11 protein-coding genes are annotated in these 12321 nt (G+C 66.6%); 9 read left to right on the plus strand and 2 right to left on the minus strand.

What is annotated here, in order from left to right; translation table 11 throughout:
• The first annotated feature begins 71 nt into the window (after positions 1 to 71).
• The 9 genes from HNR05_RS11495 to HNR05_RS11535 all read left to right on the plus strand — a co-directional run bounded on the left by HNR05_RS11495 (position 72) and on the right by HNR05_RS11535 (position 10017).
• Complete coding sequence (locus HNR05_RS11495) at positions 72 to 968, plus strand: DsbA family protein (protein ID WP_179579140.1); 897 nt, start codon at positions 72 to 74, stop codon at positions 966 to 968.
• A gap of 80 nt (positions 969 to 1048) precedes the next feature.
• Positions 1049 to 2002, plus strand: a complete 954-nt coding sequence (locus HNR05_RS11500; protein ID WP_179579141.1) for a LasA N-terminal domain-containing protein — start codon at positions 1049 to 1051, stop codon at positions 2000 to 2002.
• Between the two features lie 234 nt (positions 2003 to 2236).
• A complete protein-coding gene (locus tag HNR05_RS11505) occupies positions 2237 to 3115 on the plus strand; it encodes an ABC transporter ATP-binding protein (protein ID WP_179580867.1) in 879 nt (292 codons plus the stop codon).
• A 2-nt stretch (positions 3116 to 3117) separates the two neighbouring features.
• Entirely contained in the window at positions 3118 to 4374 is a 1257-nt protein-coding gene (locus HNR05_RS11510) for an ABC transporter permease (RefSeq protein WP_179579142.1), read from the plus strand.
• A gap of 55 nt (positions 4375 to 4429) precedes the next feature.
• The gene (locus HNR05_RS11515) at positions 4430 to 4897 is read left to right on the plus strand and encodes an Lrp/AsnC family transcriptional regulator (protein ID WP_179579143.1); all 468 of its coding nucleotides are present in this window, start codon (positions 4430 to 4432) and stop codon (positions 4895 to 4897) included.
• A 213-nt stretch (positions 4898 to 5110) separates the two neighbouring features.
• Positions 5111 to 6268, plus strand: a complete 1158-nt coding sequence (gene pdhA / locus HNR05_RS11520; RefSeq protein WP_218868879.1) for a pyruvate dehydrogenase (acetyl-transferring) E1 component subunit alpha — start codon at positions 5111 to 5113, stop codon at positions 6266 to 6268.
• The gene (locus tag HNR05_RS11525; RefSeq protein WP_246318393.1) at positions 6265 to 7392 is read left to right on the plus strand and encodes an alpha-ketoacid dehydrogenase subunit beta; all 1128 of its coding nucleotides are present in this window, start codon (positions 6265 to 6267) and stop codon (positions 7390 to 7392) included. Before pdhA ends, HNR05_RS11525 begins: the two co-directional genes overlap by 4 nt.
• Entirely contained in the window at positions 7386 to 8861 is a 1476-nt protein-coding gene (locus HNR05_RS11530) for a dihydrolipoamide acetyltransferase family protein (RefSeq protein WP_343062560.1), read from the plus strand. Before HNR05_RS11525 ends, HNR05_RS11530 begins: the two co-directional genes overlap by 7 nt.
• 172 nt (positions 8862 to 9033) lie before the next feature.
• The gene (locus HNR05_RS11535; RefSeq protein ID WP_179579145.1) at positions 9034 to 10017 is read left to right on the plus strand and encodes a Gfo/Idh/MocA family protein; all 984 of its coding nucleotides are present in this window, start codon (positions 9034 to 9036) and stop codon (positions 10015 to 10017) included.
• Positions 10018 to 10180: 163 nt separating this feature from the next.
• On the opposite strand, the gene HNR05_RS11540 is transcribed toward HNR05_RS11535, so the two are convergent.
• Positions 10181 to 10969, minus strand: coding sequence for an enoyl-CoA hydratase/isomerase family protein (locus HNR05_RS11540; protein ID WP_179579146.1), 789 nt, complete (start codon positions 10967 to 10969; stop codon positions 10181 to 10183).
• A 146-nt stretch (positions 10970 to 11115) separates the two neighbouring features.
• A complete protein-coding gene (gene paaE / locus HNR05_RS11545) occupies positions 11116 to 12312 on the minus strand; it encodes a 1,2-phenylacetyl-CoA epoxidase subunit PaaE (RefSeq protein ID WP_179579147.1) in 1197 nt (398 codons plus the stop codon).
• Between the last annotated feature and the right edge of the window lie 9 nt (positions 12313 to 12321).

Here is a 12321-nt window from a genome sequence, read left to right on the forward strand (position 1 = left end):
CAACCGGCTCGAAGAAAGCCTGCCTACCGTCGAGGGCACAGGTTGTGTCGACGAAACGGCGGATGCGCAGAATGAACGGTACGAGCCCCGGCGAGCCTCGCCCCCCACGCAAAGATCTGCGGGAGGCCGCGCGGGAGAAGGCCCGGCTTCAGCTGAAGGCCGCACAGAAGAAGGAGCAGCGCAGGCAGTGGGCCTGGCGCGGCGGAATCACGGTGGTCCTCGTCGCCATCGTCGCCGTCATTGCGCTCGTGATCGTGAACAATGCCGCTCCCGGCTCGTCGAGCGGCCCGCTCAATATGGCCAGTGACGGCATTCTGTTCACCGGTGACGGCACGACGGTGAGCGTCGTTGCGACCCCGGCCCTGACCGCGAACGAGAAACCCATCGCCACACCTGAATCGGCGCCGGCCAACACCGTCAACATCGTGACCTATGTCGACTATCTCTGCCCCTACTGCGGCCAATTTGAATCGACGAATGGGCCTCAAATCTCGAGCTGGCTGACGGCCGGCAACGCCACCCTCGAGGTGCACCCGATTTCGCTCCTCGACAGCGGATCGCTCGGCACCAAATACTCCACCCGGGCCGCCAACGCCGCCGCCTGCGTCGCGAACTTCGAGCCGGCGAAGTTTCTCGACGTGAACACGGCGCTCTTCACCAACCAACCGAAGGAAGACAGCACGGGACTCACCAACGCCCAACTGACAACGTTGGTGACGGATGCCGGGGCTCGAGATTCGAGCATTCCGGACTGCATCTCAAACGGCACCTTCACCGACTGGGTCGCCTCAGCGACCACCCGGGCCCTGAACGGGCCGCTTCCGAACACGTCAGTGCCCAAGGTCGAGGGCACGCCGACCGTGCTCGTCAACGGCGTCAAGTACACGGGAGCGTTGGATGACGCGGCAGCGTTTCAGGCCTTCGTGACGCAGCAGGCGAGTGCCGCCACCGGGTCCGGAAGCGGGTAGTCGACGCGGGTAGTCGACGCGGCGACTCCCCACCGCGCTTCCCAGGCTCGGAGTGACCGAGGCGGCTAGGGTCGACTGTGATGAAGACGTTCACTCGACTCACCCATCGACACACCCCGTGGCTCTCCCCGCGGCTTGCAGCGGTCGCCGTCGTTCTCACGCTTGCAGTGAGCGGAATCGGCCTGGCCCAGCCAGCGAGCGCCCTCACGATGAACGCCCGCGCGGCATCCCCCACATCGCCGTCGAAAATCGACCCGGCCGACTTCGACCCGGGTCTCATCATCAGCGACTACGACTTCTACAACCCGTATGCGATGACGCAGGCCGACATTCAGGCGTTCCTGCGCGGCCAGAACTGCCGCCCGAAAGACGGCTCCCTCTGTCTGACCGACTACCGGCAAACCACGACGACCCAGCCCGCACAGGGCGACGGACACTGTGCCGCCTATCGTGGTGCCCGCCATGAGTCGGCCAGCCGCATCATCGCGAAGGTCGCCGCGGCCTGCACAATCAGCCCCCGGGTGCTGCTCGTATTGTTACAGAAGGAGCAGTCCCTGCTGACCCGGCCCAGCGCATCCGGCTATCTGCGGGCCACGGGCTACGGCTGCCCCGACACGGCCGACTGCGACACCACATACTTCGGCTTCTTCAACCAGCTCTACAACGCAGCCTGGCAGTTCCGGCAGTACACCGAGCATCCTGACCGGGCCTACGCGATTGGCACCGTCACGGTCGGCTTTCACCCGAATGCGACCTGCGGTTCGGCGCCGGTCACCATTCGCAACCAGGCCACCGCGAACCTCTACAACTACACGCCGTACCAGCCGAACGCCGCGGTGTTGGCGAGCGCCGGCAGCGACGGCGACGGATGCTCCACCTTCGGCAACCTGAATTTCTGGACGTTCTACACGGCCTGGTTCGGTCCCTCCGTGGAGGGTCCGTTCCCGGCTTTCTTCGACGATTGTCTCAACCTGACCGGCGGCCAGCCCTGCCGAGCGCCGAGCCTGCTGCCGAGCCCGCTGCCGAGTCCATAGCTCGTTCGCGACGCTGCGCGCAGGTTATCCCGCTGGGCGCGCGCTCTACCCTGCGCCCCGCGGGCCACCCTGCGCCCAGCATCCGGGCCACCCTGCGCCCAGCATCCGGGCCACCCTGCGCCCAGCATCCGGTCCACCCCGCCGCACCCACTTCCCCGCCTCGAGGCCCGGGAGTAGCGTGAGGCCGTGAGTACCACCGCCGCCGAACCCCTCGTCGATGTGAGTCACTTTCGCATGGACTTCGGCGGCAGCACCGTCATCCGCGACCTGTCATTTCAGATTCGCCGGGGCGAGACCTTCGGTTTTCTCGGCAGCAATGGCTCGGGTAAAACCACCACGATCCGGGCGCTCCTCGGCATCTACCAGCCGACCGGCGGCGTGCTGCACATCGACGGCCGCACCTTCAAGCCCGAGAACACCAGCCGGCTCGGCTACCTCCCTGAGGAGCGCGGACTCTATAAGAAGGAGTCGGTGATCGACGTCATGGTCTACTTCGGCACGCTCAAGGGGTTGCGGCGCGAGGCCGCGCGAATCTGGTCGCGCGGATTTCTTGAGCGCGTGGGCCTCGCCGAACACGAAAAGACCCGGCTCGACAAGCTCTCCAGCGGGCAGCAGCAGAAGGTGCAGCTCGGGGTGACGATCATGAACGAGCCGGAGCTTCTTATTCTCGACGAGCCCACCAAGGGCTTCGACCCGGTCAACCGCCGCCTGCTGATGGAGATCATCGAAGATCAGAAGCGCGCCGGCTCGACGGTGATGATGGTCACGCATCAGATGGAAGAGGTCGAACGGCTCTGCGACCGTGTGCTGCTGCTGAAAGACGGCGTCTCGCGCGCATACGGCACCGTCTCCGAGGTGCAGGAACAGTTTGGCGCAACCGTGCTGCTGGTCGAACACGTCGGCGCGATCCCGCCATCGGAGCAGTACCGCCTGGTGCGCGACGAGCACGGGCGCGCTGCCCTCGACCCCCTGCCCGGGGCGGATGCCGCCGACATCCTGCACTCCCTCATCGACGCCGGCGTGCGGGTGAGCCTGTTCACGCCCGTGCGACGCTCGCTGGAAGACATCTTCATCGAGGTGTACGGCGAAGAACCGGCCGGGAAGGAACGCTGATCATGGCCTCCCACAACCTGCGCATCGTCGTGCGGTTTGAGTTCTTCCGCACCATCACCAAGCGTCGATTCTGGGTCGCGACCCTGTTCGTGCCCGTCGTGGTGCTCGTGGTCTTCGGCCTGGTGCTCGCGTCGAACTCCTCGACCGACAAGGCGAGCGAGGCCCAGAAGCAGGCGCATTTCTCGTTCGAGTACACCGACGCATCCGGTTTCGTGTCGCCCAGCGTCGTCGCCCGATTGGGCGGCACCCGGGCACCCAGTGCGCAGGCGGGGATCGAGGCCGTTCGAGCGGAGACGATCGAGGCTTTCTTCGTCTATCCGAAGGACCCGGCGACCCAGACGATACAGGTGTACGGCGTCGACGTGGGGTTGTTCGCGAATGGCAAGTACTCCTCGGTGGCGGAGGCGATCCTGCAGGAAAGCGCGGGCCGGGCAATCGGTTCGCCCGAACTGGTCGCCTTGAATCAGGCCAACTTCACGACGAATACCGTGACCTTTTCGAACGGACAGATCTCGGGTGGCATCGACGCCGCGATTCCGCCGATCGTGTTTCTCGCGATCTTCTACGCCGTCATTCTGCTGCTCGGCAATCAGATGCTGAGCGCGACGCTGGAAGAGAAAGAGAACCGGGTCACCGAGATGATCCTGACGACCATCAATCCAACCAGTCTGATTCTCGGCAAGATCATCTCGCTGCTGCTCATCGGCGTGGTGCAGATGCTGGTCTTCGCGCTTCCGTTCGCGCTCGGCTATCTGTTCTTTCGCAACGAGTTGAACCTGCCCAACCTCGACCTCGCCGACCTGCGGTTCGAACCGGAACAGATGATCGTCGGCGCGCTCGTTCTGCTGGGCGGCTTCGCCCTGTTCACGGGCACACTGGTCGCTCTCGGCGCCGCAATGCCCACCGTGAAGGATGCAGGCCCGATCTACGGCGCCCTCATGGTGCTCATCTTCGTGCCGTTCTACACAATCGCGTTGATCATCAGCGACCCCGACGCCTGGATCGTGCAGCTGCTCTCGTTCTTCCCCTTCTCGGCGCCGGTCACGGCACTGCTGCGTAATGCCTTCGGCACTTTGCCGCTCTGGCAGGCGGTGATCATCATCGCCGAGCTCTGGCTCCTGTCGGCGATCGTGCTGCGCCTGGCCGTGCGTCTGTTCCGCTACGGCTCGATCGAGTATTCGCGCAAAGTCTCGATTCGCGATGCGCTTCAGGCCGGCCGGGCCAGTCGGGCAGGCCAGGCGGATCGGGCCGGTCGTTGAACTCGGGCCGGGGCAGACGGACGGCCCACCGAACGTCGAGCGGTACGCTGAGCGGATGAACGTCGACAGCGTGGATCGTGCTCTCATCGCGCAGCTGAGCGGTGACTCCCGTCTCTCGATGCGCCAGTTGGCCGAACGTGTGCACGTCTCCCGCACCTCCGCCCACAAGCGCGTGCACAACCTCATCGCCACCGGCGTGCTCACGGGGTTCACGGTCAACGTCGACCGCAAGTCCATCGGGTTGAACGTCACAGCCCTCGTGATCGTCACAATCGGCGACGCCCCCTGGCCCGGCATCGCATCGGCGCTGGCCGCACTGCCGTTCGTCGAATCCGTGCTGGCGCTGAGCGGCGACATCGACTTTCTCGTCACCGTGAGCGCCCCCGACAACGAACAGCTCAGCGCGGTGATTCTGCAGCAGATCCACGAGATGCCCGGCGTTGTCTCGACCCGTTCCCATCTCGTGCTCGACGAGCGAATCGGATCGGCGCCCGGCTCGAACCCCAACGCCTGGCCCGCCTGACCCGCTGGGCCGCCTGCGCCTGCCCGGTCGCCTGACTCGCTGGCCCGCCTGACCCGCTCGGCTGCCTGCGCCTGCCCGGGCCCGCGGACGTTTGGCCCGATTAACCCCACCCTGGCGCTACAGATGGCACCCGATTCGGGTGAACCGAGCCATCTGTTGCCAGCCGTACTCACCCGCTAGCAGAAGGCATCCGTCTGTCCCACGATGGGCTGTATGAGCAATGATGCTGGCCCGGTGGGCACCCCGATTGTGCCGACACGGATACCGATCCGTTTGATCGACGAGAGTGGCGCTGCGGTCATCGGGGAGCAGACTGCGGGCTTCGAACTTCCCTCGATCGAAACGTTGCTCGGGTTCTACCGCCAGATGGTTCTGGCCCGCCGTTTCGACACCCAGGTGACGGCGCTCACGCGCCAGGGCCGCCTCGCCACGTACCCCTCGGCACTCGGCCAAGAGGCCTGCGAGATTGCCGCCGTTGCCGCGCTCGGTGACCAGGACTGGCTGTTTCCGACCTACCGAGACACCATCGCACTGCTGACCCGCGGGGTGAGCCCAGTCGAGATTCTGTCCTTCTTTCGCGGCGATTGGCACACCGGATTCGACCCGCACGTCCACCGCATCTCACCGCAGTCCACGCCGCTGGCGACCCAGGCACTGCACGCGGTGGGCCTGGCCACAGCCGCCACGCTGAAGCAGGACGACACCGTGGCTCTCACCTTTCTCGGCGACGGTGCCACGAGCGAGGGCGACGCGCACGAGGCCTTCAACTTTGCGGCGGTCTGGCAGGCGCCCGTGGTGTTCGTGATTCAGAACAATCAGTACGCGATCAGCGTTCCGGTTCGAAAGCAGTCCCACGCGCGAATTCTGGCCGACCGCGCAATCGGCTACGGCATGCCCGGCTTCTATGTCGATGGCAATGACGTCGCGGCGATGTTCGCGGTCATCAGCGCCGCCGTCACACGGGGCCGCTCCGGCGGTGGACCGACGATGATCGAGGGCCTCACCTACCGCATGGAATCGCACACCAATTCGGATGACCCCACCCGCTACCGCGATGCGGCCGAGGTCGATCACTGGCGCGGCCTCGACCCCATCGCTCGGCTCGAAAAGTACCTCGCCGACGCAGGAGCGCTCAGCGACGAGGTGCGCTTGGGCATCGCCTCCGCCGCCGAGGATCTTGCCACCGCGACGCGCGACGCCATGAACGAGACACCGGTTCTTGACCCACTCGAACTGTTCGACCACGTCTACGCCGAACCGCGCCCGGCACTTCGCGAACAGCGGGAGTTCCTGTCCCGCGAGCTGGCCTCCGTCGACACGGAGTCCGGCTCAACCCCAGCAGGCACAACCCCAGCAGGAGGGACGGCATGACAATGCTCCACCATTCCACGCCCGTCACGGCGGAGCCCGGCGCATCGGCGGCTCGACGCCAGCGCACCGATACCGCCCCCGCGGATGTCGTGCCCACAGGCGACCCGGCCGAGCAGCCGGCCAGTTCACCGGCGTCCAGTCCGGGCGACGCTCCCGCCTCTCTCAGCCTGGCCGGAGCGCTGAACGCCGCGCTGCGCGACGCCCTCGCGGAGGACGCATCCGTCGTCGTGTTCGGTGAAGATGTCGGCCCGCTCGGTGGCGTCTTCCGTGTGACCGATGCCCTCAACGCCCGATTCGGCGACGAGCGGGTCTGGGATGCGCCCCTGGCCGAATCCGGCATCGTCGGAACCGCCATCGGCATGGCCATCTACGGCCTGCGCCCGGTGATCGAGATGCAGTTCGACGCCTTCAGCTACCCTGCCTTCGAGCAGATCACCTCGCACCTAGCGAAGATGCGCAACCGTACGAAGGGCCGCATTGCGCTGCCGATTGTGATCCGCATCCCCTACGCGGGCGGCATCGGCGGCGTCGAGCACCACTCGGATTCGTCGGAGGCCTACTGGACGCACACCCCCGGCCTCACCGTCGTCACCCCGTCGAACCCGGCCGACGCCTATTCGATGCTGCGCGAAGCAATCCGCAGCGACGACCCGGTGATTTTTCTCGAGCCGAAAAGCCGCTATTGGGTGAAGGATGCCGTCACACTGCCCGCGCAGACCCTCCCGATGACACGCGCGCAGGTCGTGCGCACGGGCAGCGACGTCACACTGCTGGCCTATGGTCCGACCGTGAAGACGGCGGTGCAGTCGGCCGATCTCGGAGCCCAGGAAGGCCTCTCTATCGAGGTCATCGATCTGCGCAGCCTGTCGCCGTTTGACGACGAGACGGTCAGCGCCTCGGTGCGTAGGACCGGTCGCGCGGCGGTCATCCATGAGGCGGCGCAATTCGGCGGTTACGGTGCCGAAGTTGCAGCCCGTGTGACCGAACGCAACTTCTTCTTTCTTGAGGCCCCCGTTCTGCGCATCGCCGGCTTCGACATCCCCTATCCGGCCCCCAAGCTCGAAGAGCACTACCTGCCCACCGCTGAACGCGTGCTCGCCGCGCTCGACACCTGGGAATGGTGATCATGCACGCGACATCCGCGACCCCTCCCCCTGCGCCGAATGACGCGCTGCGCAACGACTTTCTGCTGCCCGATCTTGGCGAGGGTCTCACCGAGGCCGAGGTCGTGGCCTGGCGTGTGGCCCCGGGCGATGTGATCGCCATCGACCAGATCGTGGTCGAGGTGGAGTCGGCCAAGTCCGTCGTCGAGCTGCCCTCCCCCTACGGCGGACGCGTGGTAACTCTGCACGCCGCCCTCGGCCAGGTTGTGCATGCGGGCATGCCGCTGATCACCGTGGTTCCCGCTGAAGCGGGCAGTGCCGCCGCGGGCGGGATTGTCGGAGGCGGGATTGCCGGAGCCACGGATGCCGGGCGAGCCGATGACCGTCTGCCCGACACGGGCCTGGCCGTGAATGTCGGCTCGGGCGCGGTGCTCGTCGGCTATGGCACCATGGAATCCACGGTGCGGCTCACGCGCCCGGCCGGCGGTCGCTTCGGCAATCGCGGGCTCGGGACGGGAACGGATTCGGCAGAGGTACCGGCACCGCCACCGGCAGCGGGCGCGCTGCTGCTCGAGGAGACCCGGCGCTCCCCCGTGGTCTCGCCGCTGGTGCGCAAGCTGGCCAAGAATCACGGGTTCGAGGCCAGCCAGCTACTCGGTAGTGGAACCGGTTTCCTCGTGCTCAAGGCCGACGTCGACGCGGCCATCGCGGCCCGCGCCGCGGAGCCGACGAACGGGGACGCACCAGCCGGCCCCGCAGCATCCGTTGGGGGAATGCCCGTCGCGAGCACGAGCGGCGCAACTGACCTGCGCATTCCGCTCACCGGACTGCGCAAGGTGGTGGCGGCCAGGCTCAGCCAATCGCGGCGGGAGATTCCCGAGGCGACGATCTGGCTCGACGTCGACGCGACCGAGCTGTTCGTCGCGAAGGATCGCCTGGCAAAGGCCACGGGTGAGCGGTTCAGCATCACCGCGCTCATCGCGCGGTTCGTCGTGGCGGGGCTGCAGCAGTACCCCATTCTCAACTCGTCGCTCAGCGCTGACGGGCAGGAGATCATCCAGCACGGCGGCATCAACCTGGGCTTGGCCGCGCAAACCCGGCGCGGACTGATGGTGCCGGTCGTACACAACGCCCACACGTTCACGACTCGGGAATTACGGGATGCGATCGCCACCCTTGTCGCCACGAGCGAGCGCGGCGACTTCCCGCCCGCAGACCTCACCGGAGGCACATTCACGCTCAACAACTACGGCGGATTCGGGGTCGACGGCTCTGCGGCCATCATCAACTATCCCGAGGTGGCGATGCTCGGCATCGGCCGCATTATCGAGCGGCCGTGGGTCGTCGACGGCGCGCTGGCCGTACGCCGAGTCGTGCAGCTCTCGTTCGTCTTCGACCATCGGGTCTGCGACGGCGACGTGGCGTCGGGCTTTCTCACGTACGTCGCGCGCTGTATCGAGGAGCCGCTGCTGCTGCTCGGCACCGTCTGAGTCGAGCCGACCCCGGGCATCCGCTCGTCGGCCGGCGTCGCGATCGCGGTGCGGCATCATCCGTGAGGTCGCGCAGATGACCCTTCCCCCGGCCCGCGAGGGGTCATCTGCGCGACCTCACGCACGACTACACGTCTCCACCACGCGCGGCATTCGGGACTAGGGTTCAACAATGAACTTTCCAGACCTTCGCGTGGGCATCGTCGGATCCGGCGGCATGGGCCAGACGCACGCCGCAGCCTGGCGCGAGCTCGGCGTGCAGCTCTTCGCCTATTCGCCGCGCGGAGCCCAGAATCTCGTCGACGACTTCGGCGCGACGGCCTGCGACAGTGTTGAGGCGCTGCTCGCCTCCTGCGACGTGCTGGACGTCTGTTCCCCGACGCCGACGCATCCGGAGCTGATCACTGCCGGCATCGACGCGGGCGTCGCGATCATCTGCGAGAAGCCACTCGCGCTTACCGCACTCGAGGCCGAGCAGATCAGCGCGCGAGCGTCCGCGGCGGGGGTGCCACTCTACCCGGCACACGTGGTGCGGTTCTTCCCCGAATATCTGCAGGCCAAGCAGTCGGTGGATGCGGGCGCGATCGGCCAGGTCTCGCTCGCGCGTTTCAGTCGCGTGGGTGAATTTCCGAGCTGGGCGCCATGGTTCGCCGACGAGCAACGCTCGGGCGGCGTGGTTCTCGATCTGATGATCCATGACTTCGATGCCGCGACCTGGATTTCGGGGCCGGTCACGCGCGTGTACGCCGTCCGCTCACCGGCAATCGTTGGTTCGTCGGTCACCTCGGCACAGGTCATTCTCACGCATGCCTCGGGCGCAATCAGCTCGGTCACCGGAATCTGGGGGGCGCCGGGAACCCCCTTCAGCACGACGTTCTCACTCGTCGGAACGACGGGCGCGATCCAACACGACTCTCGGCACGAGGCGCAGCCCGGCTCGTCGTCAGAATCACCGTCTGGCTCCGTCGCGTCCGAAGACCCCTACCTCACCCAGTTGCGCGAATTCGTGCAGGGCATCCGCGGCGAGCTCGTGCCCCGGGTCAGCGCAGCGGATGGCGTAATCGCCGTGCGCATCGCGCGCGCCGCCCTCGAGTCGATCGCCTCGGGGCAGCCGGTCGAGCTGGCGGAGGCCGACCAGGCGCATCCGGTCGCGTAGGCTCCAGGCAAACGGGCGTCCGGCGCGGCGACGCATCCGTTCACGCAGCGAAAACAAGCATTCTGCTCCACCACTCTGCAATCCGGCCTGTGTTGTACAAACCGGCACCTCAGCCTGTTTCGGCAACGGCGACGGTACCGGTTCGGCGACGGTACCGGTTCGGCTACGTGCGATCCGCGCGACCGCCGGTGAAAACCGCGCGGCGCTTCTGCTGGAACGCTGCGAAGCCCTCGCTGTAGTCGGCACTGGCACTGAGCTCGCCCTGCGCTGCATTCTCGGCTGCGAGTGACTCCCAGAGTCCGACGCGGTCATCCCGCACCTGGGCGACGAGCCGCTTGCTCGCGAGGAACGCCTCAGTCGCGCCCTGTGCCGCCCGGGTCACACGCTCCCGAGTGAACTCAAGAAGCTCGGCATCCGCAACCACCCTGCTGAAAAGCCCGGCCGCCACCGCCTCGGTCCCGCGCATCAGCTCGGCCGTGTAGATGAGGTCGAGTGTGCGGTGCGCGCCCAGACGCTCCACAAACAGTGCGTGACCGCCCGAGTCGAGGGTGGCGCCGAGGGTGGCGAACGGCGAACCGATCCTGGCCGATTCGCCGAGATAGACAACATCCGTGGCGATCAAGAGCCCCAGGCCGACGCCGAGACAGGCCCCGGATGCCGCGGCGAACGTCGGCGCAGGGAACGCGGCGAGCTGGCGCAACAGTGGGGTGACCACGGTGTCGAGGTAGCCGCGCGCGTCATCCGTCGCAGGATCTACGGCCGAGATGTCACGCCCCGTGCAGAACGCCCGGCCCTCGCCGCGCAGCAGCACCGCCCGCACGCCGGCCTGCTCGGCGCGGGTGAGCGCCGCCGACAACTCGGCGATCGCGCTCTCGTCGAGCGCGTTCAACTTCGACGGGTTGTTCAGCACGATCTCGGCGGTGTCGCCGGTGAGGGTGAGCTCGACGGGCATGTGGTCTCCTGGCTGTGTCGGTGGGTCGGACGAGAATGTGAATCACGGTGGTGCCTGCCCCGGGCGGTCGGGGCGGCGAAAACGACAGTTCTAGAGACGACAGCGCCCAATGTGAAGGAGACGCCCGATGCCCACGTGATTGAAGCTTAAGCGTCGTAATTCACGCTCACCCTCTTACTGGTGGGAATGGCCTGACAGGTGAGCACAAAACCGCGCGCGAGCTCGTCGGGCTCGAGTGCATAGTTCTCGACCATCTCGACGGTGCCCTCGGTGAGCACGGCACGGCACGTGCCACAGACACCGCCGGCGCAGGCAAACGGCACGTCGCCGCGCACCCGCAGCGCAGCGTTGAGCACGCTCTCGTTGCTGTGCACCGGGCTCGTGACGGTGGCCGTGGTGCCGTCGAGTCGGAACGTGATGGTGTGCACCTCGTCGTCGGCGTTGACGACGACCGGGCGTCCGGACTGCCCGCCCGGGTTCTCGGGACGACCGGTTGTGAACAGCTCATAACGGATGGCCGACACATCGACGCCGAGGTCGGCGAGGGTGTCGCGGCAGAGCTGCACCAGGTCGAACGGACCGCAGATGAACCATTCGTCGACGTCGCTCGGGTGAATCAGCGCATCGAGAATGGTGCGCACCTTGTCGGCATCCAACCGGCCCGAGAGCAATTCTGAGCTGCGGCGTTCCCGCGTGAGCACGTGATAGAGCGCGAGCCGTGTCGGGTAACGATCCTTCAGATCGGCCAGCTCATCGACAAACATCGTGTCCATGGCGGTGCGGTTGGAATAGACGAGTGAGAACTGTGAGAGGGGTGAGGCGGCGAGCGTGCTTTCGATCAGAGCCATCACCGGAGTGATTCCCGAGCCGGCCGCGATCGCCACATAGTGCGGATGCGCGTGCACACGCACCTGCGCCGTGAACGCGCCTTCGGGGCTCATCACATCGATCGACATTCCGGGTGCGAGGTTCTCGATCGCCCAGGTTGAGAAGAGTCCGCCGAGGTCACGTTTGATGGCGACCTTGAGCTCGCCCTGCACAGGCGCCTGGCAAATCGAGTAGCTGCGCCGCAGTTCCTCACCGCCGAGCGACGTGCGAATCGCGATGTACTGACCCGGCGCGTAGTCGTAGCTGCCGGCGAGCGCGTCGGGCACCGCAAACGTGACCTCGATCGAGTCGGTCGTGAGCGCACGCACCCGGGCCACCTGCAGGCTGTGAAAGCGGGCGCGACGCCGAGTCGTGAGGACGGGAGTCAGGGTGCCGGCGGATGCCGCGGCATCCGTTGCCGGGGAGGCCGCCGCATCCGTTGCGGGCTGTGCGGAAGGGGTGCTGGGGAGGGGCATCGTGGGTGT

Origin of the sequence: Leifsonia psychrotolerans (genome assembly GCF_013410665.1) — a bacterium.
Taxonomy (GTDB): domain Bacteria; phylum Actinomycetota; class Actinomycetes; order Actinomycetales; family Microbacteriaceae; genus Cryobacterium; species Cryobacterium psychrotolerans_A.

Excerpts from the sequence above, each read along its gene's own strand:
- HNR05_RS11515 (WP_179579143.1), top strand. The coding sequence starts at position 4,430 with ATGAACGTCGACAGCGTGGATCGTGCTCTCATCGCGCAGCTGAGCGGT.
- HNR05_RS11530 (WP_343062560.1), top strand. The coding sequence starts at position 7,386 with ATGGTGATCATGCACGCGACATCCGCGACCCCTCCCCCTGCGCCGAAT.
- HNR05_RS11540 (WP_179579146.1), bottom strand. The coding sequence starts at position 10,969 with ATGCCCGTCGAGCTCACCCTCACCGGCGACACCGCCGAGATCGTGCTG.
- HNR05_RS11525 (WP_246318393.1), top strand. The coding sequence starts at position 6,265 with ATGACAATGCTCCACCATTCCACGCCCGTCACGGCGGAGCCCGGCGCA.
- pdhA (WP_218868879.1), top strand. The coding sequence starts at position 5,111 with ATGAGCAATGATGCTGGCCCGGTGGGCACCCCGATTGTGCCGACACGG.
- HNR05_RS11505 (WP_179580867.1), top strand. The coding sequence starts at position 2,237 with ATGGACTTCGGCGGCAGCACCGTCATCCGCGACCTGTCATTTCAGATT.
- HNR05_RS11500 (WP_179579141.1), top strand. The coding sequence starts at position 1,049 with ATGAAGACGTTCACTCGACTCACCCATCGACACACCCCGTGGCTCTCC.
- HNR05_RS11535 (WP_179579145.1), top strand. The coding sequence starts at position 9,034 with ATGAACTTTCCAGACCTTCGCGTGGGCATCGTCGGATCCGGCGGCATG.
- paaE (WP_179579147.1), bottom strand. The coding sequence starts at position 12,312 with ATGCCCCTCCCCAGCACCCCTTCCGCACAGCCCGCAACGGATGCGGCG.
- HNR05_RS11495 (WP_179579140.1), top strand. The coding sequence starts at position 72 with ATGAACGGTACGAGCCCCGGCGAGCCTCGCCCCCCACGCAAAGATCTG.
- HNR05_RS11510 (WP_179579142.1), top strand. The coding sequence starts at position 3,118 with ATGGCCTCCCACAACCTGCGCATCGTCGTGCGGTTTGAGTTCTTCCGC.